Annotated in this window: 22 protein-coding genes and 1 pseudogene; 20 read left to right on the top strand and 3 right to left on the bottom strand. The window is 71.4% G+C overall.

All coding sequences use genetic code 11. From position 1 onward, the window contains the following. The first annotated feature begins 12 nt into the window (after nt 1-12). From LE548_RS36005 to LE548_RS35965, 9 genes are all read left to right on the top strand, one after another. Entirely contained in the window at nt 13-621 is a 609-nt protein-coding gene (locus tag LE548_RS36005) for a riboflavin synthase (RefSeq protein WP_225101235.1), read from the top strand. Continuing rightward, the gene (locus LE548_RS36000; RefSeq protein ID WP_225101234.1) at nt 618-1,259 is read left to right on the top strand and encodes a nicotinamide mononucleotide transporter family protein; all 642 of its coding nucleotides are present in this window, start codon (nt 618-620) and stop codon (nt 1,257-1,259) included. The genes LE548_RS36005 and LE548_RS36000 overlap by 4 nt, the downstream gene beginning before the upstream one ends. Continuing rightward, nucleotides 1,256-2,545 carry a bifunctional 3,4-dihydroxy-2-butanone-4-phosphate synthase/GTP cyclohydrolase II gene (locus LE548_RS35995; RefSeq protein WP_225101233.1) on the top strand — a complete coding sequence of 430 codons (1,290 nt, stop codon included), beginning with the start codon at nt 1,256-1,258 and terminating at the stop codon, nt 2,543-2,545. The genes LE548_RS36000 and LE548_RS35995 overlap by 4 nt, the downstream gene beginning before the upstream one ends. A gap of 21 nt (nt 2,546-2,566) precedes the next feature. Further along, nucleotides 2,567-3,052 (top strand): 6,7-dimethyl-8-ribityllumazine synthase, encoded by a 486-nt coding sequence (gene ribH / locus LE548_RS35990; protein WP_225101232.1) that lies wholly within the window; start codon nt 2,567-2,569, stop codon nt 3,050-3,052. Nucleotides 3,053-3,086: 34 nt separating this feature from the next. After that, the gene (locus LE548_RS35985) at nt 3,087-3,359 is read left to right on the top strand and encodes a phosphoribosyl-ATP diphosphatase (protein WP_225101231.1); all 273 of its coding nucleotides are present in this window, start codon (nt 3,087-3,089) and stop codon (nt 3,357-3,359) included. Nucleotides 3,360-3,413: 54 nt separating this feature from the next. After that, entirely contained in the window at nt 3,414-4,262 is an 849-nt protein-coding gene (gene hisG, locus LE548_RS35980) for an ATP phosphoribosyltransferase (RefSeq protein WP_225101230.1), read from the top strand. 14 nt (nt 4,263-4,276) lie between these two features. Further along, nucleotides 4,277-4,732, top strand: coding sequence for a PH domain-containing protein (locus tag LE548_RS35975; protein ID WP_225101229.1), 456 nt, complete (start codon nt 4,277-4,279; stop codon nt 4,730-4,732). A 247-nt stretch (nt 4,733-4,979) separates the two neighbouring features. Then, nucleotides 4,980-6,314, top strand: coding sequence for a hemolysin family protein (locus LE548_RS35970; RefSeq protein WP_225101228.1), 1,335 nt, complete (start codon nt 4,980-4,982; stop codon nt 6,312-6,314). Then, nucleotides 6,311-7,396, top strand: coding sequence for a hemolysin family protein (locus tag LE548_RS35965; protein WP_225101227.1), 1,086 nt, complete (start codon nt 6,311-6,313; stop codon nt 7,394-7,396). The genes LE548_RS35970 and LE548_RS35965 overlap by 4 nt, the downstream gene beginning before the upstream one ends. Nucleotides 7,397-7,528: 132 nt before the next feature. Here LE548_RS35965 and LE548_RS35960 read toward each other — a convergent pair whose 3' ends face one another. Next, nucleotides 7,529-9,391, bottom strand: a complete 1,863-nt coding sequence (locus LE548_RS35960) for an AAA family ATPase (protein WP_225101226.1) — start codon at nt 9,389-9,391, stop codon at nt 7,529-7,531. Between the two features lie 429 nt (nt 9,392-9,820). Further along, a complete protein-coding gene (locus tag LE548_RS35955; RefSeq protein WP_225101282.1) occupies nt 9,821-10,441 on the bottom strand; it encodes a uridine kinase in 621 nt (206 codons plus the stop codon). 218 nt (nt 10,442-10,659) lie between these two features. Here LE548_RS35955 and LE548_RS35950 point away from each other — a divergent pair, with 218 nt between their 5' ends. From LE548_RS35950 to LE548_RS35920, 7 genes and pseudogenes are all read left to right on the top strand, one after another. Further along, on the top strand, nt 10,660-11,616 hold the full coding sequence (locus LE548_RS35950) for a hypothetical protein (RefSeq protein WP_225101225.1): 957 nt from the start codon (nt 10,660-10,662) through the stop codon (nt 11,614-11,616). Nucleotides 11,617-11,705: 89 nt separating this feature from the next. Then, on the top strand, nt 11,706-13,160 hold the full coding sequence (locus LE548_RS35945) for an amino acid permease (RefSeq protein WP_225101224.1): 1,455 nt from the start codon (nt 11,706-11,708) through the stop codon (nt 13,158-13,160). A gap of 177 nt (nt 13,161-13,337) precedes the next feature. Continuing rightward, a complete protein-coding gene (locus LE548_RS35940) occupies nt 13,338-14,702 on the top strand; it encodes a peptidase C39 family protein (protein WP_225101223.1) in 1,365 nt (454 codons plus the stop codon). A 99-nt stretch (nt 14,703-14,801) separates the two neighbouring features. Continuing rightward, nucleotides 14,802-14,942, top strand: coding sequence for an SCO1431 family membrane protein (locus LE548_RS35935; RefSeq protein WP_225101222.1), 141 nt, complete (start codon nt 14,802-14,804; stop codon nt 14,940-14,942). A gap of 81 nt (nt 14,943-15,023) precedes the next feature. Continuing rightward, a complete protein-coding gene (locus LE548_RS35930) occupies nt 15,024-15,677 on the top strand; it encodes a TetR/AcrR family transcriptional regulator (protein WP_225101221.1) in 654 nt (217 codons plus the stop codon). 279 nt (nt 15,678-15,956) lie between these two features. Further along, nucleotides 15,957-17,129: an acyl-CoA dehydrogenase family protein gene (locus LE548_RS35925; RefSeq protein WP_225101220.1), complete on the top strand. Its 1,173-nt coding sequence runs from the start codon at nt 15,957-15,959 to the stop codon at nt 17,127-17,129. Nucleotides 17,130-17,634: 505 nt separating this feature from the next. Then, nucleotides 17,635-18,087 (top strand): annotated as a pseudogene (locus LE548_RS35920) (phosphotransferase family protein); the annotation flags it as partial. An 18-nt stretch (nt 18,088-18,105) separates the two neighbouring features. On the opposite strand, the gene LE548_RS35915 reads toward LE548_RS35920, so the two are convergent. After that, nucleotides 18,106-18,540 (bottom strand): hypothetical protein, encoded by a 435-nt coding sequence (locus LE548_RS35915; protein ID WP_225101219.1) that lies wholly within the window; start codon nt 18,538-18,540, stop codon nt 18,106-18,108. 244 nt (nt 18,541-18,784) lie between these two features. Here LE548_RS35915 and LE548_RS35910 point away from each other — a divergent pair, with 244 nt between their 5' ends. The 4 genes from LE548_RS35910 to fxsA form a co-directional block, all read left to right on the top strand. After that, complete coding sequence (locus LE548_RS35910; protein ID WP_225101218.1) at nt 18,785-19,225, top strand: Lrp/AsnC family transcriptional regulator; 441 nt, start codon at nt 18,785-18,787, stop codon at nt 19,223-19,225. 56 nt (nt 19,226-19,281) lie between these two features. After that, nucleotides 19,282-20,889 carry an amidohydrolase gene (locus tag LE548_RS35905; protein ID WP_225101217.1) on the top strand — a complete coding sequence of 536 codons (1,608 nt, stop codon included), beginning with the start codon at nt 19,282-19,284 and terminating at the stop codon, nt 20,887-20,889. A 579-nt stretch (nt 20,890-21,468) separates the two neighbouring features. Then, the gene (locus LE548_RS35900; RefSeq protein ID WP_225101216.1) at nt 21,469-22,263 is read left to right on the top strand and encodes a polyprenol monophosphomannose synthase; all 795 of its coding nucleotides are present in this window, start codon (nt 21,469-21,471) and stop codon (nt 22,261-22,263) included. Nucleotides 22,264-22,523: 260 nt separating this feature from the next. After that, on the top strand, nt 22,524-23,047 hold a 524-nt coding region (gene fxsA, locus LE548_RS35895), incomplete at its 3' end, for an FxsA family membrane protein (RefSeq protein ID WP_225101215.1).

Here is a 23,047-nt window from a genome sequence, read left to right as displayed (position 1 = left end):
AGGACCCGGGAAGTGTTCACCGGAATCGTCGAAGAGCTGGGTGAGATCACCGCCGTCGAGAACCTCGGCGACGCCTCCCGTTTCCGGCTCCGCGGCCCCGTCGTGACCGAGGGCGCGCAGCACGGCGACTCCATCGCCGTGAACGGCGTCTGTCTCACCGTCGTGGAGCACGAGGGCGACGAGTTCACCGCCGACGTCATGGCGGAGACCCTGAACCGTTCCAGCCTCGGCGCGCTGACCGTCGGCTCCCGGGTCAACCTCGAACGCCCCACCGCGGTGGGCACCCGCCTCGGCGGCCACATCGTGCAGGGCCATGTCGACGGCACCGGCGAGGTGCTGGCGCGCACGCCCTCCGAGAACTGGGAGATCGTGAAGATCTCCCTCCCCGCGGAACTCGCCCGCTACGTGGTCGAGAAGGGCTCCATCACCGTCGACGGCATCAGCCTCACCGTGGTCGAGGCCGGCCCCGACTACTTCACCGTCAGCCTCATCCCGACCACCCTCGCCCTGACCACGCTCGGCGTGAAGCAGCCCGGCGACCCGGTCAACCTGGAGGTCGACGTCATCGCCAAGTACGTCGAGCGCCTCCTCGGCGACCGCGCCCAGGGAGCCGGCAAGTGAACTGGCTGAACTCCGAGGCCTTCACCCTCTTCGGCCAGCGCATCATCTGGTCGGACATGACCGGCAACATCCTCGGCCTCATCACCCTCGCCCTCGGCTGGCGCCGCTCCCTGTGGACCTGGCCCGTGCAGTTCCTGTCCGGCCTCGTCCTGTTCGCCGCCTTCTACGGCCATCTGACCGGCAGCGCCGGCAAGCAGGCCGTCGTCATGGCCGTGGCCCTGTACGGCTGGTGGCAGTGGCAGCGCAGCAAGGACCGGTCCGGCGACGGCCACATCGCGCCCCGCTTCGCCACCTGGCGCGAGCGCGCGGCCATGCTGGCAGCGGCCGCCGCCGGCACGGTCGCCGTCGCCCTGTTCTTCCAGGCGTACCCGAGCCTGTCCTGGGACCCCTGGCCGGACGCGTACATCTTCGTCGGCACCGTCGTCGCCATGTACGCCCAGGCCAAGGGCATGGTCGAGTTCTGGATCGCCTGGCTCCTCGTCGACCTCGTCGGCGTCCCCCTCAACTTCACCAACGGCTACGCCTTCTCCGGCTTCGTCTACGTCATCTACGGCGCGCTCGTCCTGTGGGGCATGCGCGACTGGTGGCTGCGCTCCCGCAGGCGTCCGCAGCCCGTCCTGGAAGGAGCTCCGGCATGACCGCGGCACCTCTGCTCCACGACACCGACCCCATCGAGGACTTCCTGCTCGACCCCGTCGAGCAGGCCATCGCCGACATCGCCGCGGGCCGCCCGGTCGTGGTCGTCGACGACGAGGACCGGGAGAACGAGGGCGACCTCGTCATCGCCGCCGAGAAGGCGACCCCCGAGATCGTCGCCTTCATGATGAGCGAGTGCCGGGGCCTGATCTGCGCCCCCATGGAGGGCGAGGAACTCGACCGGCTGCGGCTGCCGCAGATGGTCGAGGACAACACCGAGTCGATGAAGACCGCGTTCACCGTCTCCGTGGACGCCACCGCCGCGCACGGCGTGACCACCGGCATCTCCGGCGCCGACCGGGCCACCACGCTCCAGCTGCTCGCGAGCGGCACGGCCCAGCCGACGGACTTCGTCCGCCCCGGCCACATCTTCCCGCTGCGCGCCAAGCCCGGCGGCGTCCTCGTCCGCAACGGTCACACCGAGGCCGCCGTCGACCTGGCCCGGCTGGCGGGGCTGCGCCCGGCCGGCGCCATCGTGGAGATCGCCGGCGAGGACGGCCGGATGCTGCGGCTGCCCGAGCTGATCCCGTTCGCCCGCAAGCACGGCCTGACCATCATCTCCATCGAGGATCTGATCGCCTACCGCCGCAGCAGCGAGCCCACCGTCCGCCGCGAGGCCGAGACCCGCCTGCCCACCGCACACGGCACCTTCACCGCCTACGGCTACCGGTCCACCGCCGACGGCGTCGAGCACGTCGCCCTCGTGCACGGCGAGATCGGCGACGGCGAGGACGTCCTGGTCCGCGTCCACTCCGAATGCCTCACCGGCGACGTCTTCGGCTCCCTGCGCTGCGACTGCGGCCCCCAGCTCGGCACCGCCCTGGAGCGCATCCAGCAGGAGGGCCGGGGCGTGGTGGTCTACCTGCGCGGACACGAGGGGCGCGGCATCGGCCTGCTGTCCAAGCTCCGGGCGTACGAACTCCAGGAGCGGGGCCGCGACACGCTCGACGCCAACCTCGAACTCGGCCTGCCCGCCGACGCCCGCGACTACGGCGCCGGCGCCCAGATCCTCGCCGACCTCGGCGTGCGCGGCGTCCGGCTGATGACCAACAACCCCGACAAGACCGACGCGCTGCTGCGCCACGGCCTGAAGGTCACCGGCCGCGAGCCGATGCCGGTCCAGGCCGGCGAGCACAATCTCCGGTACCTGCGCACCAAGCGCGACCGGATGGGACACGACCTGCCCTGGCTGGACACGCCCGCCGTGGCCGGCTGCGGCAACCAGTAAGAGAAAGCACTGAGGAGACACGTGAGCGGCAAGGGTGCACCGGAACTGTCCGTACGCAACGCCGGCGACCTGCGGGTCGCCGTCATCGCGGCACAGTGGCACGAGAAGGTGATGGACGGTCTGGTCAACGGCGCCCTGCGCGCCCTGCACGAGCTGGGCATCGACGAGCCGACCCTGATCCGGGTCCCCGGCAGCTTCGAACTGCCGGTCGCCGCCAAGGTCCTCGCGGGCCGCGGCTACGACGCGGTGGTCGCCCTCGGCGTCGTCATCCGCGGCGGCACCCCGCACTTCGACTACGTGTGCCAGGGCGTCACCCAGGGCCTCACCCAGGTCAGCATCGAGACCGGCGTGCCCGTCGGCTTCGGCGTGCTCACCTGCGACACCGAGGAGCAGGCCCTGGACCGGGCCGGCCTGGAGGGCTCGAACGAGGACAAGGGGCACGAGGCGGTGACCGCCGCGGTGGCCACGGCGGCGACGCTGCGCTCAGTATCCGAACCCTGGCACTAGGTCGGCCGCCATAACGGCTAGGGTGGGGCACACCATGTCCAAGAAGACGTTCGAGGAGCTCTTCACCGAGCTCCAGCACAAGGCCTCCCACGGCGATCCCGCCACTTCCCGCACCGCAGAGCTGGTCGGCAAGGGCGTCCATGCCATCGGCAAGAAGGTCGTCGAAGAGGCCGCCGAGGTCTGGATGGCCGCCGAGTACGAGGGCAAGGAGGCGGCCGCCGAGGAGATCTCGCAGCTGCTGTACCACGTCCAGGTGATGATGGTCGCCCGCGGTATCTCCCTGGACGACGTCTACGCCCACCTCTGAGCACCGCCGCAAAGAATCCCGAAGACACCCCGTCACGCAAAGGAAGCCGACCTCATGCTGCGCATCGCCGTCCCCAACAAGGGTTCACTGTCCGGCCCTGCGGCGGAGATGCTGCATGAGGCCGGCTACCAGCAGCGCCGCGAGTCCAAGGAGCTGCGGATCGTCGACCCGGTGAACGAGGTCGAGTTCTTCTACCTCCGCCCCCGCGACATCGCGATCTACGTCGCCTCCGGCCGCCTCGACGTGGGCATCACCGGCCGCGACCTGCTGATCGACTCCGGCGCCGACGCCGAGGAGATCCTCCCCCTCGGCTTCGCCCGCTCCACCTTCCGCTTCGCCGCCAGGCCCGGCACGGCGAACGGCGTCGAGGACCTCAAGGGCAAGACCGTCGCCACCTCCTACGAGGGCATCGTCGCGGGGCACCTCACGGACAGCGGCGTCGACGCCTCCGTCGTCCACCTCGACGGCGCCGTGGAGACCGCGATCGAGCTGGGTGTCGCCGAAGTCATCGCCGACGTCGTCGAGACCGGCACCAGCCTGCGCAACGCCGGTCTGGAGGTCTTCGGCGAGCCGATCATGAAGTCCGAGGCGATCGTCATCCGCCGCACCGGCGCCGACGGCGAGGAGCCGAAGGTCCAGCAGTTCCTGCGCCGCCTCCAGGGCGTCCTGGTCGCGCGGACCTACGTGATGATGGACTACGACTGCCGCGTCGAGCAGCTGGAGAAGGCCGTCGCGCTGACCCCGGGCCTGGAGTCCCCGACCGTCTCCCCGCTGCACAACGAGGGCTGGGTCGCGGTCCGCGCCATGGTCCCCGCCAAGGAGGCGCAGCGGATCATGGACGACCTCTACGCCATCGGCGCCCGCGCGATCCTGACCACGGCCATCCACGCCTGCCGCCTCTGAGGGGTGTGTGAGTGATGTCCGACACTCCCGCGCTTCCCGTCACCTTCCGGCCGGGCCACACCCGGGCGATCCTGCTCACCGCCGGTGTGGTGATCTTCCTCACCATCTCCGCGATCGGGCTGCTGCTGGAACAGCTCGGCCCCGGTGAGCGGCTCACCTTCATCGTCACCGGCGCGCTCATCTTCTGGGTGCTCGCCCTGCTGGCCCGGGTCCGGGTCGTCGCCGACGAATCCGGTGTCACCGTGGTCAACATCGCCAGCAAACGGCGCCTGGAGTGGGCGGAGATCGTTCAGGTGAACCTCCGTCCGGGCGACCCGTGGGTGTTCCTCAACCTCAGCGACGGCACCAGCCTGCCCGCGCTCGGCATCCAGCCGGGCATCGCCAAGCAGCGCGCCATCGCCGACGCGCGGGCCCTGCGGGCGCTCGCCGAGGCCCGCTCGACCGCCGTCGGGGCCGACGAGCGGGGCTGACTCAGGGACGGCCCGGGGCGCACTCGGGGGCAGATCGGGGTCGGTTCGGGGGCGTCTGCTCTGCCCGAGCGGCCCGTGTCTTGATTAATCTGGTGCCGGAGGCCTTTTCGCTGCGCCTCCGCCCCTGTGCGCCGACCGGTGTCCAGGGGTTCCTGCTACCCGAGGAGTGACTCCCTCCAGCGATGGACGGATCGTCCTGTAGTACCTGCGCCGCCCCTGCCCGACATACCGGGAAGGCGGTGGCAGCGTGACCCTCTCCCTGCTGCTCCTCGCAGCGGCATTCCTGCTGATTCTCGCCAACGGCTTCTTCGTGGCCGCCGAGTTCGGCCTCGTGACGGTCGAGCGCCCGGAGGCCGAGAAGGCCGCGGCCGACGGCGACCGACGCGCCCGTACGGTCGTGGAGTCGCTCAAGGAGCTGTCCTTCCAGCTCTCCGGCACCCAGCTCGGCATCACCATCACCTCCCTGGTCGTCGGCATGCTCGCCGAACCGGCCCTGGCCCGGTTGCTGCACGGTCCGTTCGCGGCCCTCGGCCTTCCCGACGGCGCCGTCTCCGGTGTCGCCGTGGTCGTCGGCATGCTGCTGGCCTCCGCGCTGCAGATGGTGATCGGCGAGCTCGTGCCCAAGAACTGGGCCGTGTCCAAGCCGCTCCAGGTGGCGCGCTGCGTCGCCGGTCCGCAAGCCCACTTCTCCCGCCTCTTCCGGCCGGTGATCGCCGCGCTCAACACCGTCGCCAACCGGCTCGTGCGAGCCCTCGGCGTCGAGCCGGCCGACGAGCTGGCCTCGGCCCGCACCCCGGGCGAACTCGTCTCCCTGGCCCGGCACTCCGCCCGGGCCGGCGCCCTGGAGCAGGACACCGCCGACCTCTTCGTCCGCACCCTGTCCCTGGGCGAGCTGACCGCACAGCACGTCATGACCCCGCGCGTGAAGGTCAGCGCCCTGCAGGACACGGCCACCGCCGAGGACGTCGTCAACCTCACCCGGGCCACCGGCCTGTCCCGTTTCCCCGTCTACCGGGAGAAGATCGACGAGATCGTCGGCATGGCCCACCTCAAGGACGCGCTGGCCGTCCCGGTGCACGAGCGGCTGCGCACCCCGGTGAGCCGTATCGCCCGCAAGGCGCTGCTGGTCCCCGAGACGCTGCCCGTCCAGCCTCTGCTCGCCCGGCTCCGCTCCGGGCAGCCCATCGCGGTCGTCGTCGACGAGTACGGCGGCACGGCCGGCGTCGTCACCCTGGAAGACATCGTCGAGGAACTCGTCGGCGAGGTCCGCGACGAGCACGACCGCCCGGACGCGCCGGAACTCGCTGTCGCCCCGCCGCAGGACGGCAAGCCCGCCTGGGACGTCGACGGCAGTGTCCGCGTCGACATCCTCCAGCGCATAGGCCTGGACGTGCCCGAGGGGCCGTACGAGACGGTCGCCGGCCTCGTCGCCGACCTCCTCGGCCGGATCCCGGCCCCCGGCGACCGGGCCGAACTGCCCGGCTGGCGGCTCTCGGTCCGCCGGGTCGGCCACTACCGCGCCGAACGGGTCCGCCTGGTCAGGACGGCCCCGGTGGTCAACGTGATGGAGGCCGCCCGATGAGCGTCCTCCAACTGGTCCTCGCCGCGCTGCTCGTGCTCGCCAACGGCTTCTTCGTCGGCGCCGAGTTCGCGCTCGTCTCCGTCCGCCGCAGCCAGATCGAACCGCTCGGCACGGCCAGGGCCCGCCAGGTCCTCTACGGCCTGGAGCGCCTGCCCCAGATGATGGCCGCGGCCCAGTTCGGCATCACCGTGTGCTCCCTCACCCTGGGCGCCGTCGCTGAGCCGACCGTGGCGCATCTGCTGGAGCCCGTGTTCGAGGTGGTCCGCCTCCCCGAGGGCGTGATCCACCCCCTGGGCTATGTGATCGCGCTCGCCGGTGTGGTCTTCTTCCACCTGGTCATCGGCGAGATGGTGCCGAAGAACCTCGCGATGGCGGCCCCCGAGAAGGCGGCCCTGTGGCTGAGCCCCGGCCTGGTGGCGTTCGCCCGCCTGTGCAAGCCGATCACGGTGGCCCTGGGGGCCTGCGCCCAGGCCATCCTCCGCCTCTTCCGGGTCGAACCCAAAGACGAGGTGGAGGCTGTGGTGACGAGCGAGCAGCTCAACCGCCTCCTGGAGGACTCCGGGCAGGCCGGTCTCCTCGACCCCGAGGAGCAGGAACGCCTGGAGGACGCCCTGGAGCTGGGCTCCCACCCGGTGACGGACGTCCTGCTGCGTCGCGAATCCCTGGTGACGGTGACCCCGTCGGTCACCCCGGGCGAGATCGTCGAGCTGACGGCCCGCACGGGCTACTCCCGCTTCCCGGTCTCGGCGACGGACAGGGGCCCCTTCATGGGGTACGTCCACGTGAAGGACGTCCTCGACCTGGAGCACTCCGACCGCGCCGTCCCGCAGCACGTCTGGCGCCCCATGACCACCCTGCGGGCCGAGCTGCCCCTCGACGACGCCCTCACGGTCATGCGCCGGGCGGCCACGCACCTGGCCCAGGTCGCCGACGCCTCCGGCAAGGTGCTGGGTCTGGTGGCCCTGGAGGACGTACTGGAGCTGCTGGTGGGGGAGGTCCGGGATCCGGCGCACCGGGAGATGCCGGACGTGCAGCTGCTGGAGCCGAGGATCAGCGGGGAGCCGGAGGGAGTCATGGCGTAGCTGCGGGCAGTCGTGCCGCTGGGGCGATGGGGGTGCCCCCGGTCGAGCGAAGCCGAGACTGGGGGAGGGTGGGCGCAGCAGCACCCGGCCGGCGCCGGTGAGCGGCCCCGCTCCGCCCCAGCCGACCCGCACCTACAAACCCGGCGGATCCTGCGGCCCCCTCCCCGACAGCACCTCCCCGTACGCCTGCATCAGATCAGGCAGCCGCAGCGTCGCCAGATCCTCCCGGGACAGCGAGCCGAGATACGCCGACAACCGCAGATCCCGGTATGCACAGCTCTTCTCGTACAGCGTCCGCAGAAAGCGGCCGTTGCCCAGCTCGTCGATCCACCCCTGCTCGACCACGTGCCCGGCGATCGACCGCAGTTCCTCCAGCGCCTCCTCGTCCCACATGTCCCCGTTCTCCGCCGCCAGCACCTTGCCGATCTCGCTGAGTTCCTGCGGGCGGTAGGAGGGGAAGTCGACACGGGTCGTGAAGCGGGAGGACAGCCCCGGGTTCGCCGCCAGCAGCCGGTCCATGCCCTCGGGATAGCCGGCCAGGATGACCACCAGGTGGTCCCGGTTGTCCTCGGCCCGCTTCAGCAGCACCTGCAGGGCCTCGTCGCCGTACGCGTCCCCCTTGCCGTACCCGGAGTTGGACAGCGAGTACGCCTCGTCCACGAACAGCACGCCGCCGATCGCGGAGTCGATCAGCTCGTTGGCCTTCACGGCCGTCTGCCCGAGGTACTCGCCGACCAGGTCCGCCCGCTGGGCCTCGACCAGGTGGTCACCGCCGAGCAGGCCGAGCGCGTAGAAGACACGGCCGAGGATCCGAGCCACCGTGGTCTTCCCGGTCCCCGACGGGCCCGAGAAGACGAAGTGCCGCTTCGGCGGCTGCACCGGCAGTCCCTGCCCGGCCCGCAGCCGCGCCATGTTCAACTGCGCCGACAGCGCCTTCACCTGGCGTTTGACCGGCTCCAGCCCCACCATGCGCTCCAGCTCGGCGAGCGCCTCCTCCAGCAGGGCGGGATCGGTCGGCCCGGCCGGGATGGGCGAGGAGGGGGCGCCGGTCTTCACCCGTACCGCGGGGTCGGTCACCGACGGCAGGGGGCCGGTCGGCAGATCCGGCTCCGTCAGCCGCAGATCACGGCCCTCGGTGCCGAAGAGCGGATCGAAGCCGTCCGGACCGTCCACGGTGTCCTGCCCGGCACCGGTCAGGCTGATCGCGGCGAGGTCGGCGGTGTCGTCGTACCCGTCGCCCTCGGCGATCGCCGCGAGCCGGGCCGAGGTGTCCATGAAGGCCGGGTCGACGCGGTGCACGGCCCGGTACAGCGGGTGCGCCGCCGCCGAGCGGCCGGTGCCCTCGTGCGCCCGCGCCAGCCAGTAGCGCAGCTCCTTGCGCTGCGGCTGTTCGCTGCGACAGCGCATCAGCGCCGCCGACAGCAGCGGCTCGGCCTGGCCGTACATCTCCAGCCGGACGCGGGCCATGCCGCCGAACAGTCCGGCCTCGATGCCGAGCAGGGGGTCGTCCAGCAGCGGGTCGGTGTGCCGGACCAGCTGGTCCCAGTCCTTGACCAGATAGGCGCGGCAGGCGTGCAGGAAGCGGACCTGGGGGTCGGTGTCGACCGGGGGCAGTCCGGCGAGCGCCCGGTCCAGCTCGGGCACGTGCCGGCCGTCCAGCCAGTGCGAGGCGTGGGCCAGCAGCAGATCGCGCGGGCTCTCCAGCACCGGCTGCACCCACCAGCCCAGCCAGTACCAGGAGTTGAGGGCCCTGCGGTGCCGGGTGCGCTGCTCGCCGAAGCGGTCGCGGTGCCGGAACATCCGCAGCAGCGCGGTCGTCGTGTCGATCCGGAGCGCGTGCAGGCCGAGCCAGCCGTCCGCCATCCCCGGATCCATCCGCACCGCGGTGCGGAACTCCTCCTCCGCCTGCGGATAGGCACCCATCGTGTAGGCGTCCACCCCGCGCAGCCAGGCGAGATCGGCCGGGGCGTCGGGGCCCTGCGTGCCGAAGTCCATCCGTCCCCCCACAGACCGTGCCCCCGTGGTTCACCACCGGGCGGACGCCCGGGGCCGCCGCGGTCGAACCGCCGTGCCGCGGACCGGAGTTGCAGGTGCGCGAGGCAGCCGCCCGTAGGTCGCACCGATGGCATCGTACCTGCGGCACGACCGCCTACCGAAGGGTGCCGTACCCGCCGTTTGACAAGGTGGAAGCAGACGGGGCGCACACGTTTTCGTGACCCAGGGTGAGCGGATCGGTGCGTGGGGCGCCCGAAAAGGTGGCTATGGGCAGAACGAAGCCCCCGGTCACGGGGGAACAACCGGGGGCTTCGCGTCGGTGGGCGGTTCCGAAGGACCGCACATTGAGAACGTAAGACCTGTACGGGCCCCCGGTCAAGCGGAGTTGAGGCACTTCGGGAAGTTCACCCGCGGGGTTCCTTCACAACTTCACCACAACGCGGAGGACTCGTCACTCTGGGTCATGTTCTGGTCCGGTCCAGCGGTTGACCCGGGTCCCGGCAGTACCTCGTACCCCTCCGGTGTCTGCGTCACCAGGAGATCGGCATGGGGGCGTGAGGGGTCAGCGGCGAAGTGTGCGCGCTCCGCCTCGACCCAGCCGTCCCAGAACTCCCGCTGTTCCGCCCCGTCCCGCAGCCGGCCGCGCGTCCAGGATTCCTCCCTCGGCAGCTCCATCCACAGCAGCCGGGCCAGATGCGGCCGCAGCGCGCGCCGGCCGGCACCGACGCCCTCCAGCACGACCACGGGCGCGGCCGGCAGCGGCAGCGGCGCACCGAAGGTGCGGGCCCGCCAGTCGTAGGGGGTGTAGTGCGCGCTCTCGCCGCGGGCGAGCGGGCGGATCACCTGGGCCAGGAGGCGGTCGGTCCACTCGAAGAGCTGTTCGTGGCTGGCGATGTCGTCGAGACGCAGCACCGGCGCCCCGCCGAGGGCCGCGGCCAAGTGCCCGGCGAACGTGGACTTTCCGGAGCCGGCGTGCCCGTCGATGCCGATCAGCCGGACCGGGCCGAGGGAGGGGGGAAGCCGGCGCAGCCGGGTGGCGAGGTCGCGAATGATGGTTCCCGGGGTGGGTAGATGTGGGCGGTTTTCCGGAAACAGTGTAGTAGTGGTCGCGTTTTGAATCACCGGCTGGCAGCCAGTCAATGGTTCGGATAAACATTCGTGAATCGCCTGACCGATATGTCGAATTCGGCGTTCCGGGTGCGCCCGCCGCTGAGTATGGTGCCTCCAGCGCAACCGCCGATGCGTCGTACGGGGACTGGCAGGGGGACATGGCCGCGGAGTTATTCGAGGGGCACTATGTGTGGCATCCGGCGGCCGACGACCGTGTGCTGGCGAGCGTATGCGTCGATGTGCGCGCCGGACGTTATCGATACGCCTACGAGGCGCTCGCCGAGACCCGCTCCGACTTCGGTCTGCGCGCCCACCGCTCGCTGGTCCTCGCCTCCGAGGCCGCCGGCACCGATCTGGTCGAGCGCTGGCTCGCCGAGGAGCCGACCCCCGAGTCCGCGCTGATGTGGGCCCGGGTCGCGGTGCAGCGCGCGCTGCGGGCCGCCGACGCGCGCGACGAACGCGCCGAGGCGCTGGAACGGATCGCCCTGACCGCCTGCGACCGTGCGGCCGCCCTGGCCCCCGCGGACCCCACCCCCTGGGCCGCCAAGCTCGCCATGGCCCGGCTGCACCGGCTGCGCGACCCGGCCCCGCACGGCCTGCTCACCGCCCCGCCCGGCCCCTGGCGGCTGTTCGCGCATGTCCTCTCCCTGGACCCCTGGCACCGCGAGGCCCATCACCGCTTCCTGTCGTTCTTCTTCACTCGCTACGGCGGTTCCGTCAACGCGGCCTGGGACGTGGCCGCCTTCCTCAGTCAGCGAGCGCCCGCCGACTCCGCCCTGCGGCTGCTGCCCCTGGTCGCTCTGGTGGAGAGCTACAACCCGACCCAGCTGCTCGCCGACCGCGTCTGGGAACAGCCGCAGTGGCGCTCCACCGCGCTCGCGATCTACCAGAACTGGCTGCCCGCGGTGGCCGGTTACCGCTTCACCCCGGTGCTCGACCTGGCCTACCTCGCGCACGCGCTGGTCATGGCCCAGCGCGAGTTCGAGGCCCGGGCGGTGTTCACGGCGATGGGCCCGTACGCCTCGCGCATGCCGTGGAGCGCCTTCGGTGACCCCGCCGAGCAGCTCTCCCGGGCCCGGCGCGCCTGCGGGCTGCCCGTCCCCGGAGCCGCCTGATCCGCACGTGCTCTGTCCCCCCACCGAGAGAAAGGCGACCAGTGCGCAAAGAACCGCTCGCACTCGACGACGACGCGACCCTGCATGCGATGGGTTATCCACGGAAACTCACCCGGCGTTTCCAGGCGTTCGACAATTTCGCGATCTCCTTCACCATCATCAATATCCTCTCGGGTATTTTCTCCTCCTTCGGATTCGGTATGGGTGCGGGCGGCCCCCGCATTCTCGTGTTCGGCTGGATCGGCGTCTCGATCATGGTTCTGCTCATCGGCGCGGCCATGGCGGAAGTCGCCTCCGCCTATCCGACGAGCGGCGCCCTGTATTTCTCCGCCGGTAAACTCGCCAAGCGGCACAAGGGCGCCTGGTCCTGGTTCACGGGCTGGCTGAACTTCGTGGGCCAGATCGGCGGCACCGCCGCCACCGGCTACGCGGCCGCCACCTTCATCCAGGCCTTCGTGCACCTTCAGTGGCCCTCGTACCAGCCGACCACCCATCAGACGGTGCTCATCACCGCGCTGATCATCGTGGTGCAGGGGCTCGCCAACACCTACACCGTCCAGCTCGTCGCCCTACTGAACCGCATTTCCGTATGGTGGCTGCTGATCGGACTCGTCGTGATCGTGGGCGCACTCATAGTGATGCCCGATCATCATCAGCCCGCGTCGTTCGTGACGCATTTCGAGAACAACACCGGCTTCACGAGCGGACTTTACGGCGGCATGCTCGGTCTGCTGGTCACCAGCTGGACCTTCACCGGGTTCGACGGCAGCTTCCACATGTCCGAGGAAACGGTTCACGCGACGGTCAACGCGCCCAAGGGGATCACCCGGTCCATCGGCTATTCGGCGATCACCGGTCTGATCCTGATGCTGGCACTGGTCTACAGCATTGGCGACTACACCAAGGTGGCCTCTTCCGACGCGCCGCCCGTCGAGATCCTCATCGACGGCCTCGGCCTCGGCACCGCCAAGGTGATGCTCCTCATCGTCATCGGCGCGATGCTCTTCTGCGGTCTCGCCAACCTCACCAGCAACACCCGGCAGATCTTCGCCTTCTCCCGGGACGGCGCGATGCCCGGCTCGCGCTGGTGGCACTCGGTCTCGACGCGCACCCGTACGCCCGTGAAGGCGGTGTGGCTCGCGGTGGTCTGCTCGCTCGCCCTGGTGCTGCCGGGCTGGTGGTCCCACACGGCGTTCACCGCGATCGTCAGCGTCAACGTCGTCGGTCTCTTCCTCGCCTACGCCGTGCCGATCTTCCTGCGGCTGCGGCTCGGCGGCGCGTTCGAGCCGGGCCCGTGGCACCTGGGCCGCTGGGGCCGACCGGTCGGCTGGCTCGCGGTGATCTGGATCCTCCTCAGCAGCGTCCTGTTCATGCTGCCGCAGGCCTCGCCGATCACCGTCGACTCCTTCAACTACGCGCCGATCGCCCTCGCCTTCGTCCTGCTCGTGGCCACGGTGTGGTGGTTCGCCACGGCCCGCCGCCGCTTCCAGGGACCGGTCAGCTACGGCCGCCCCGACGAGGTGGCGGCGATGGATCTCGTCTGACCTCGCGCACCCCGCGCCCCCAGGGGTGCGGGGAGCCGTGCTCCACCAGAGGCCCAGACCAATATTCATCGCGCGCCATGCGCCGAAGTGCTGGCAGGGCCATGGCGCCTGCTCCATAGTTGGGCGGACCACGCATCGCACCCAGCCCGACCCGGACACCTGGGGGTAACCGCGCCCATGAGCAGAGCCCAGCAGCCGTCCCGCAGAACCGTCCTCACCGCCGCCGCAGCGGGCGCCGCCGCGGCCGTGGCCGGCACGACGACCTCCGCCGCCGAAGCCGCGCAGCGCACCGACGACGACCCCGCGCAGGCCCGCCCGATCGACTACCACGCCTGGACCACGTACCACGAGTGGCGCCTCGGCGCCGCCCAGGGCGTCCGGGCCGTCGCCGGCGCCCGCCCCGGTGTCGTGATCGGCACCCCCGCCGGCCGCACCGACTACACCGACCCGCACACCGGCACGACCGCCACCTGGGAGTACGCCGTCTGGACCGCCCCGGTCCACGTGCTCACCGCCCCCGCCACCGAGGTCGTCGCCTCCTGGAACGCCCACACCCCCGCCGGCACCTGGCTCCAGGTCGAGCTCCAGGGGACGTACTCCGACGGCACCGCCACCCCCTGGTACGTGATGGGCCGCTGGGCGGCCGGCGACCAGGACATCAAGCGGACCTCGGTGGACGGCCAGGGCGACGGAAAGAGCGCCATCTCGACCGACACCTTCGCCATCGACGACGCCGGCACCGGTCTGCGCCTGACGTCGTACCGGCTGCGCCTCACCCTCTACCGCAAGCCCGGCACCGACCTGACCCCCACCGTCTGGCGGCTCGGGGCGATGGGCTCCGACATCCCCGACCGCTTCACAGTCCCCGCCTCCGTCCCCGGCCTCGCCCGGGAGCTGATCGTCCCGCGCTACTCGCAGGAGATCCACAAGGGCCAGTACCCGCAGTACGACAACGGCGGCGAGGCCTGGTGCAGCCCCACCTCCTCGCAGATGATCATCGAGTACTGGGGCGGCCGGCTCACCCCCGAGCAGCTCGCCTGGGTCGACCCCTCCTACGCCGACCCGCAAGTCGACCACGCGGCCCGCTTCACCTACGACTACCAGTACGAGGGCTGCGGCAACTGGCCGTTCAACGCCGCCTACGCGGCCACCTTCGACGGCATCCAGGGCGTGGTCATTAGGCTCGCCTCGCTCACCGACCTGGAGACGCTGATCGGGGCCGGTATCCCGGCCATGACGTCCCAGTCGTTCCTGAAGACCGAGCTGACCGGCGCCGGCTACGGCACCTCCGGCCATCTGATGACCGTCATCGGCTTCACCGCGGACGGCGACGTCATCGCCAACGACCCGGCCTCGCCGAGCGACGACGCCGTACGACGGGTCTATCCGCGGCGGGAGTTCGAGAACATCTGGCTGAGGACCAAGCGGTACAACGCCTCCGGCAAGGTCGTCTCCGGCACCGGGGGAGTCTGCTACCTCTACTTCCCGGCCCACCCGACCCTGCACCAGCGCAAGGCGCTCGCGGCGGTCGGCGTGTGCTGACCGTGTGAGCAAGCTCATCACCGCACAGGCCGTCGCGGGTGGCAAGGTGGACACGTGGGTGGGGACCGTTCTGCACGTCCGACCTCTGTGAGTACCACCATGACCGCACACCCGGCCACCGCCACCCGCGCCCGCACCGGCGGCCCTCAGGAAGACGGCCCGAAGATCTTCGAGCACGTCATGGGCTGGGTCCTCGTCGCAGTGGTCGCGATGTTCGTGACCCAGCTCGGACTGCTCTGAACCGATCCGCTCACGCGTACGGCATGTTCTGACATACTGCGGAGGTCCCGCCGACCGCCTGGAACAGGGTCGAAATTGACTATGCCGCACCAGCGTGCCGCCGTCCGTCCCCGGGTGCGTGGCACCGAGCGCTCGGTCGCGCGTCGCGCCGAACTCATCTCCATCGGGCGGAAGTTGTTCGCCGACACGTCCTACGACGCGCTGTCCATGGACGACATCGCCCGCCAGGCCCAGGTCGCCAAGGGGCTGATCTACTACTACTTCCGGTCCAAGCGCGGCTACTACCTGGCGATCATCGAGGACTCCGTCGCCGACCTGGTCACCTTCGCCGCGAGCGGGCTCGAACTGGCCGCCGTCGACCGCGTGCACCGCACCGTCGAAGGCTATCTGCGCTACGCCGAGCACCACCAGGCGGCCTACCGCACCATCGTCAGCGGCGGCGTCGGCTTCGACGCCGAGGTGCACGCCATCCGGGAGGGCGTGCGCGAGGCGATCGTCGCCACCATCGCCGAGGGCGCCTACGGCCGCCGGGACATCTCCCCGCTGGCCCGGATGAGCCTGCTCTCCTGGGTGTGCAGCGTCGAGGGCGCGACCCTGGACTGGATCGACCGCCCCGTGCTGTCCCGCGACACCATGCGCGAGCTGCTGGTGAAGACGCTCGGCGGCGCCCTGCGGGCCGTCGAGGAACTGGACCCGGCCTACCCGGCCCCGCAGCCGGCCCGCCGCACCACCTGACGGCCTCCGCTCCCCGGGGCCGTGCAGGAACGCGGGCCCATTCTTGTCATGCACCTTGCAAAACAGAGCGGCGAAAACTTCCGGCTGGATTCTTGAAGTAAGCGGTCGTTAACTGGTGACGGGAGGTCGCTGATCGGGCATACTCACTGCGCACAGCCGCTGGCCAGCACCTTCCCGAGACCCGGGAACGGTCGCCTGCGGCATCCGGAACGACCCAGGCGGAGCCGCCCCCACCCCACGGGCCACCCGCCCGTGCCCGACAGGGAGGAGACCGACGCCATGTCCGACCGCGACCCGCAGCCGGTGGAGCGTCAACTGCCCACGGAAGAGGCGAGGGATCTGCTCGCGCTCGTCCGTGAGATCGCCCAGCGTGAGATCGCGCCGAAGGCCGCCGAGGAGGAGGACGCCGGACGCTTCCCGCGCGAGGTCTTCACCCTGCTCTCCGAGTCCGGCCTGCTCGGCCTGCCCTACGACTCCGAGTACGGCGGCGGCGACCAGCCCTACGAGGTCTACCTCCAGGTCCTGGAGGAGCTGGCCATGGCCCGGCTCACCGTGGGCCTCGGCGTCAGCGTCCACACGCTCGCCTCCTACGCGCTCGCCACCTACGGCACCAAGCAGCAGCAGGTCGAGCACCTGCCCGCGATGCTCGGCGGCGGCCTGCTGGGCGCCTACTGCCTCTCCGAGCCGTCCTCCGGCTCCGACGCGGCCTCGCTGCGCACCAAGGCGGTGCGGGACGGCGACCAGTGGGTGATCAACGGCACCAAGGCCTGGATCACGCACGGCGGCATCGCCGACTTCTACACCGTGATGGCCCGCACCGGCGAGGAGGGCCCGCGCGGCATCACCGCTTTCCTGGTCCCCGGCGACGCCCCCGGCCTGAGCGGGGCCGTGCCCGAGAAGAAGATGGGCATGAAGGGCTCGCCCACCGCACAGGTCCACCTCGACGGCGTCCGCGTCGGCGACGACCGGCGGATCGGCGAGGAGGGCCAGGGCTTCTTCATCGCCCTGTCCGCGCTCGACTCGGGCCGGCTCGGCATCGCCGCCTGCGCGATCGGCCTCGCCCAGGCCGCTCTGGACGAGGCGGTCCGCTACGCCACCGAGCGCAGGCAGTTCGGCCGACCCATCGCCGACTTCCAGGGCCTGCGTTTCATGATCGCCGACATGGCCACCCAGATCGAGGCCGGCCGCACGCTCTACCTCGCGGCGGCCCGGCTGCGCGACGCCGGCAAGCCCTTCGCCAAGCAGGCCGCCATGGCCAAGCTGCACTGCACCGACACGGCCATGAAGGTCACCACGGACGCCGTGCAGATACTCGGCGGCTACGGCTACACCGCAGACTTCCCGGCCGAACGCTATATGCGCGAGGCGAAGGTCCTGCAGATCGTCGAGGGCACCAACCAGATCCAGCGGATGGTCATCGCCCGTCACGTGGCGGGAGCAGAGGGTCGCTGAACTCCCCCCTGAGGACCGTCGGGGCCGCCAGCCTGACCCACTCCGGGTCGTGGCGGCCCGGCAGGGTGCGGCCCCCGTCGGCCCAGACGCGCAGGAGATCGCGGTAGATGGGCGGGTCCGGCGGCACGGGCGGCGGGAGGGATTCTGCGGGGCGCGGAACGAAGAGCCGGCGCTGACGCCCGGTGGCCGAATGCATGGGGGTCATGCCTGGGCAACGGGATGCCGGCCGCGCAGGTCACCACCGCATGGAATCGGGCGTCAGTTCACGCGCATCCGGTTCCCTTTCCGGCCTCCGCGACTGGCCTGACGTACCGCCGGCGGACCGTCCGGCAGGGGGTTTCCGTGGCCGACGACCACTGCATCGTCCAGGTCTTCGACCACGCCGGCCGCGCCCTGTTCATCCTCGGGCTCGGCGTCTACCCCAACCTCGGCATGACCGACGCCTACGCCACCCTGCGCAACGGCGACACCCTGCACTCCGTCCGCGCCTCCGGCCGGGCGGCTCGCCTTCGGCTGGCTGGCGCAGCTGTGGCCGAGCGAGCCCGGAGAACCCGTCCTGACCTGGGGCGAAGCGCGCATCGGGAACGTGGTCCACGCCGGGTTCGAACGGGTCGCGGTCCTCGACCGGGAGATGGCGGCACTCGCCCCGCGCGAGATCGGCCTCTGCTGGACCGTCTGTCTGCACCGCTTCTTCCACGGCCTCTCGGCCGCCTCAGGACGGCGCGGGCTGTCCGAAATCCTGCGCCGGGACCGGGCCGAGGCCCGCTATGGCGACCTGACCGGGCACACCCCGCGGGACATGGACTTCTACGTCCTCCACGCCGCCCTGCGGCAGGCGATCGTCACGCTGCGCATCGCCTACCGCCAGGCGTACGTGGGAGAGGTCGCCGTCCCGGCGGACCCGGACATGCTGATCCTGCACCACGACAGCCTGCGCGCCATGGTGCGGGGCACGTACGGAACGCGGCGAGGCGACTCAGGCAGCCTGGCGGCGCATCGCCGGCACGCGCATCGGGCGCGAACCCGGGCCGCCGACGTGCGAGAAGGGCTGCGTCCGCCAGTCCAGACCCTGGGGGAGCGTCAGCAGCAGGGCGGTGTCCTGCTCCTGCGGTGCGACGGACTCGTCGGCGGGGCGGGCGTCGGCCGCCGCACGGCCCGTACCCGCACAGACCGTGAGCCCGAACGGGTTCCACGGCGAGACGCACCGCGCGTGCTCCGGCAGGATCTCCTCGTCCGCCAGCAGCGCGATCGGCTGCGCGCAGTCCGGGCAGATCACCCGGTACATCTCGAAGGTGTCGTAGGCGTCCAGTTCGTCGTCGAAGGCGTCGGGTTCGACGTACTCCGGCTCGGGCTCGACGACCGGCTGCTGCCGCTTGGACGTGGTACGACCAGGGCGATGGACACTCTGCATGGGTTTCTCCCCCTAAGGCTGGGCCGTGAAGGCGCTGCGGCCTCGACCACAGCAAGCACTTCCCGCCCGGTCTCGCAGGTAATCACGAGAGCATCACGGAGCCCGCCCGGGGCGTGTGGCGTTCGTCACATGCCATGTGCAGGTGCGCACGGTGGGCGTTTCGCGCCGCTTTTTGTATCGAACCGGCTATGACCTGCGCTCTCGGCTATCCCAGGGGATCAAGCGCACTGTAGGTTTTGGCGCCATGGAGGAGCTGGACCGACAGATCGTGCAGCTGCTCGTCACGGACGGGCGGATGAGCTACACAGACCTGGGCAAGGCCACGGGCCTGTCCACGTCGGCCGTGCACCAGCGGGTGCGGCGGCTGGAACAGCGTGGCGTCATCCGCGGCTATGCCGCGGTGGTGGACCCGGAGGCCGTCGGACTGCCGCTCACCGCCTTCATCTCGGTGAAACCGTTCGACCCCAGCGCCCCCGACGACATCGCGGACCGCCTCGCCGGCGTCCCCGAGATCGAGGCCTGTCACAGCGTCGCCGGCGACGAGAACTACATCCTCAAGGTCCGCGTGGCGACCCCGCACGAACTGGAGGAACTCCTGGCCAGGCTGCGCAGCCTCGCGGGTGTGTCGACCCGGACGACGGTGGTGCTCTCGACGCCGTACGAGGCGCGCCCGCCGAAGGTCTGACCCAGGCCGCCGCCCCAGGTGCGACTCCGCTCCCGCAGCGAGAGAAACTGTCGGCTATGAGTGAGCGCACCGCCGAGCCCCCCAAGACCGTCCTCCTGCGCCGCGGTGAGGTGCACAGTCCCGCGGATCCGTTCGCGACCGCGATGGTCGTGGAGGCCGGCCAGGTCGCCTGGGTCGGCTCCGAAGGCGCGGCCGACGCCTTCGCCGACGGCGTGGACGAGGTGATCGACCTCGACGGTGCTCTCGTCACCCCGGCCTTCACCGACGCACATGTGCACACCACCGCCACCGGCCTCGCCCTGACCGGCCTCGACCTCTCCACGGCCCCCTCGCTGGACGCGGCCCTCGCCCTGGTCCGCGCGTTCGCCGCCGCCCGCCCGGACGACCGCGTCCTGCTGGGCCACGGCTGGGACGCCGCCCGCTGGCCCGGCGGCCGTCCGCCGACGCGCGCCGAGCTCGACGAGGCCACCGGCGGCCGCCCGCTGTACCTCTCCCGCATCGATGTCCACTCGGCGGTCGTCAGCACCGCCCTGCTGGACCTCGTCCCCGGCGACATCCCGCGCACGGACGCCCCGCTCACCAAGGACGACCACCACGCCGTACGCCAGGCCGCGCTCGGCGCCATCACCCCGGCCCAGCGCGCCGAGGCCCAGCGCACCGCCCTGGCCCACGCGGCCTCTCTCGGCATCGGCTCGGTCCACGAGTGCGGCGGCCCGCACATCTCCTCCGAGGACGACTTCACCGGCCTGCTGAAGCTGGCCGCCGAGGAGCTCGGCCCCCGGGTGGCCGGCTACTGGGCCGAACAGAACGTGGAGCGGGCACGGGACCTCGGCGCCGTGGGCGCGGCGGGCGACCTGTTCGCCGACGGCGCTCTCGGCTCGCACACCGCCTGTCTGCACGAGCCGTACGCCGACGCCGCCCACACCGGCACCGCCTATCTGGACGCCGAGGCCGTCGCCGCCCATGTCGTCGTCTGCACCGAGGCGGGGCTCCAGGCCGGCTTCCACGCCATCGGTGACGCCGCCGTCACCGCCGTCGTGGACGGCGTGCGGGCCGCCGCCGAGAAGCTCGGCCTCGCGCGGATCCGCGCCGCCCGCCACCGCGTCGAGCACGCCGAGATGCTCACCCCCGAGACCGTCGCCGGCTTCGCCGAGCTGGGCCTGATCGCCTCCGTGCAGCCCGCCTTCGACGCCCTGTGGGGCGGCGAGGACGGCATGTACGCCCGCCGGCTGGGCGCCGAGCGGGCCCGGACCCTGAACCCCTTCGCGGCCCTGCTGCGGGCCGGTGTGCCGCTCGCCTTCGGCTCCGACAGCCCGGTCACCCCGCTCGACCCGTGGGGCACCGTGCGCGCCGCCGCGTTCCATCACACGCCTGAGCACCGGGTCTCCGCGCGCGCCGCGTTCACGGCACACACACGTGGCGGCTGGCGGGCGGTGGGCCGGGACGACGCGGGGGTCCTGGTGCCGGGCGCCCCCGCCGACTACGCCGTCTGGCGCACCGACGAGCTGATCGTCCAGGCGCCCGACGACCGGGTGGCCCGCTGGTCCACCGACCCGCGCTCCGGCACCCCCGGCCTCCCCGATCTCACCCCGGGCCACGACCTGCCGGTCTGCCTCCGCACGGTGGTGGGCGGACGGACGGTGTTCGTACGGCCGGGCGAGTGATCTACGGGGGTGGCGCGGCGCCGGCCGGTCGCCACCGCCGCGCCGCCCGACCTGCGCATCCTCCTCGGCGGACCTGGCGCCCGAGTCGTCGTAGCAGGTCAGAGGGGTGTTGACAGTCAGCGCCCGCAGGCCGGTAGGTTCGTCCGAGTCCACCACCGGACGCCCGACCGGAGAGCGTTCACGCCACTCGTCGCAGCGCCGCTGGGTCAGGGACGGTGTGCCGCACCGGGGCACCGTCACTGGGAGCCAGGCTCAGCGCCCGCGCCGACGAGGGAACGTTCCGGCCAGTCGGCAAGGTGTGACCCGGGTGGGGCCCGGGCGCTCAGTAGACAACGGCTTTCGGTCGATCCGCAGCCAGCGGGTCCCAGGTCGGCCCGAAGGGCGCCGGGCCCCCATCCGCAGCGGCAAGGGCTCCCTCAGGGGGCGGGAAGGCACCGGCCGCGGACGTTGTAAGGTGCCGTAATACGCGCTCTTACCCCACTCTTGTGGAATCGACACCCCCGTACGACCCATGCGGGTGCGACCCGCCTGTCGGCGACCACTAGGGTGGACCCCTGCGTACGACCAGAAGGGGCAGCAGTGAACGACGGCGACGGGACCCTTGAGGCCAAGGCCCAGGGAAGGCAGTTCGGCCCGCTCGGCACGGCCTTGGTGATCATCCCGACCTATAACGAGGCCGAGAACATCAAGACCATCGTGGGCCGGGTACGCAAGGCCGTCCCTGATGCGCACGTGCTGATCGCGGACGACAACAGCCCCGACGGCACGGGCAAGCTCGCCGACGAGCTGGCCGCCGACGATGCCAACGTCCAGGTGATGCACCGCAAGGGCAAGGAAGGCCTCGGCGCCGCCTACCTCGCGGGCTTCCGCTGGGGTCTGGAGCGTGACTACGGCGTGCTGGTCGAGATGGACGCGGACGGCTCCCACCAGCCGGAGGAGCTGCCCCGCCTGCTCACCGCTCTCAAGAACGCCGACCTGGTGCTCGGCTCTCGCTGGGTGCCCGGCGGCCGGGTCGTCAACTGGCCCAAGTCCCGCGAGTTCATCTCCCGTGGCGGCAGCTTCTACTCCCGCTTCGCGCTCGATCTGCCGCTGCGCGACATCACCGGCGGCTACCGGGCCTTCCGGCGCGAGACGCTTGAGGGCCTGGGCCTGGACGAGGTCGCCTCGCAGGGCTACTGCTTCCAGGTCGACCTGGCGCGCCGCGCGGTCAAGGCCGGCTTCACCGTGGTCGAGGTCCCGATCACGTTCGTCGAGCGCGAACTCGGCGACTCCAAGATGAGCAAGGACATCCTCGTCGAGGCCCTGTGGCGGGTCACCGCCTGGGGCGCCAAGGACCGCGTCGCCAAGCTCAAGGGCAAGGGCAAGCGGGCCTAGTGCCGCAACAGGCAACGTTCGCCCCGTCGCGACGCCCCGCACGCCCTCTCGCCGCACCGGCCGAAAGCGCAAGTACGTCCAGTACGAGGGCTTCCGGCCGGCACTCCCCCAGCCTTCGGCTGGGGGGACCCCCAGAGCACGCACCGGACGCCGCTCCTTGACGGGCAAACGTTGCCTGCCGCGGCACTAGCGCTCGTCGCCCGGTCGAGGCAGAGCGGCCCCTTATCCCGCACTGAGGGGCCGCCAGGCACACTGGGAGCATGACGACTGGCGCTCCCCTCCATCCGCCCACCGCCCGGCCCCGGCGTTCCCGGCTGCGCAGGTATCTGCCGCTGGGGGTGGCCGCGTGGCTGGTGCTGGAGATCTGGCTGCTGACCCTGGTCGCGGGCGTGATCGGCGGTCTGGGCGTGTTCCTGCTGCTCGTCGCGGGTTTCATGGCCGGCTCCGTGGTCATCAAGCGGGCCGGCCGCCGCGCGTTCCGGAGTCTCAACGAGGCCTTGCAGCGAGGCGGTTCCCCGGCGCGCGGCGAGGGCAACGGCCTGATGATGCTCGGCGGCCTGCTGCTGATGATCCCGGGCCTGGTCTCCGATGCGGCGGGCCTCCTGCTGCTCCTGCCCCCGGTCCAGAAGGCCGTGAGCCGCTTCACCGAGAACGCCCTCGACAAGCGGCTGCGCACGGCGGCCCCCGGCAGCCTCGGCGACGCCTTCCAGCAGGTCCGCATCCACCGCCCCGACGGCAAGGTGGTGCAGGGCGAGGTCATCCGAGAGGACCGGCCGGAGCCCGG

It is taken from the genome of Streptomyces sp. CoH27 (genome assembly GCF_020181035.1).
Classification (GTDB): Bacteria; Actinomycetota; Actinomycetes; order Streptomycetales; family Streptomycetaceae; genus Streptomyces; species Streptomyces camelliae.
This window is presented reverse-complemented; position numbering and strand designations above follow the sequence as displayed.

Coding starts and splice junctions, on each gene's coding strand:
- LE548_RS35995 (WP_225101233.1), top strand. CDS start 1,256: ATGACCGCGGCACCTCTGCTCCACGACACCGACCCCATCGAGGACTTC.
- LE548_RS35985 (WP_225101231.1), top strand. CDS start 3,087: ATGTCCAAGAAGACGTTCGAGGAGCTCTTCACCGAGCTCCAGCACAAG.
- hisG (WP_225101230.1), top strand. CDS start 3,414: ATGCTGCGCATCGCCGTCCCCAACAAGGGTTCACTGTCCGGCCCTGCG.
- LE548_RS35975 (WP_225101229.1), top strand. CDS start 4,277: ATGTCCGACACTCCCGCGCTTCCCGTCACCTTCCGGCCGGGCCACACC.
- LE548_RS35965 (WP_225101227.1), top strand. CDS start 6,311: ATGAGCGTCCTCCAACTGGTCCTCGCCGCGCTGCTCGTGCTCGCCAAC.
- LE548_RS35960 (WP_225101226.1), bottom strand. CDS start 9,391: ATGGACTTCGGCACGCAGGGCCCCGACGCCCCGGCCGATCTCGCCTGG.
- LE548_RS35950 (WP_225101225.1), top strand. CDS start 10,660: ATGGCCGCGGAGTTATTCGAGGGGCACTATGTGTGGCATCCGGCGGCC.
- LE548_RS35945 (WP_225101224.1), top strand. CDS start 11,706: ATGGGTTATCCACGGAAACTCACCCGGCGTTTCCAGGCGTTCGACAAT.
- LE548_RS35940 (WP_225101223.1), top strand. CDS start 13,338: ATGAGCAGAGCCCAGCAGCCGTCCCGCAGAACCGTCCTCACCGCCGCC.
- LE548_RS35935 (WP_225101222.1), top strand. CDS start 14,802: ATGACCGCACACCCGGCCACCGCCACCCGCGCCCGCACCGGCGGCCCT.
- LE548_RS35930 (WP_225101221.1), top strand. CDS start 15,024: ATGCCGCACCAGCGTGCCGCCGTCCGTCCCCGGGTGCGTGGCACCGAG.
- LE548_RS35925 (WP_225101220.1), top strand. CDS start 15,957: ATGTCCGACCGCGACCCGCAGCCGGTGGAGCGTCAACTGCCCACGGAA.
- LE548_RS35915 (WP_225101219.1), bottom strand. CDS start 18,540: ATGCAGAGTGTCCATCGCCCTGGTCGTACCACGTCCAAGCGGCAGCAG.
- LE548_RS35910 (WP_225101218.1), top strand. CDS start 18,785: ATGGAGGAGCTGGACCGACAGATCGTGCAGCTGCTCGTCACGGACGGG.
- LE548_RS35905 (WP_225101217.1), top strand. CDS start 19,282: ATGAGTGAGCGCACCGCCGAGCCCCCCAAGACCGTCCTCCTGCGCCGC.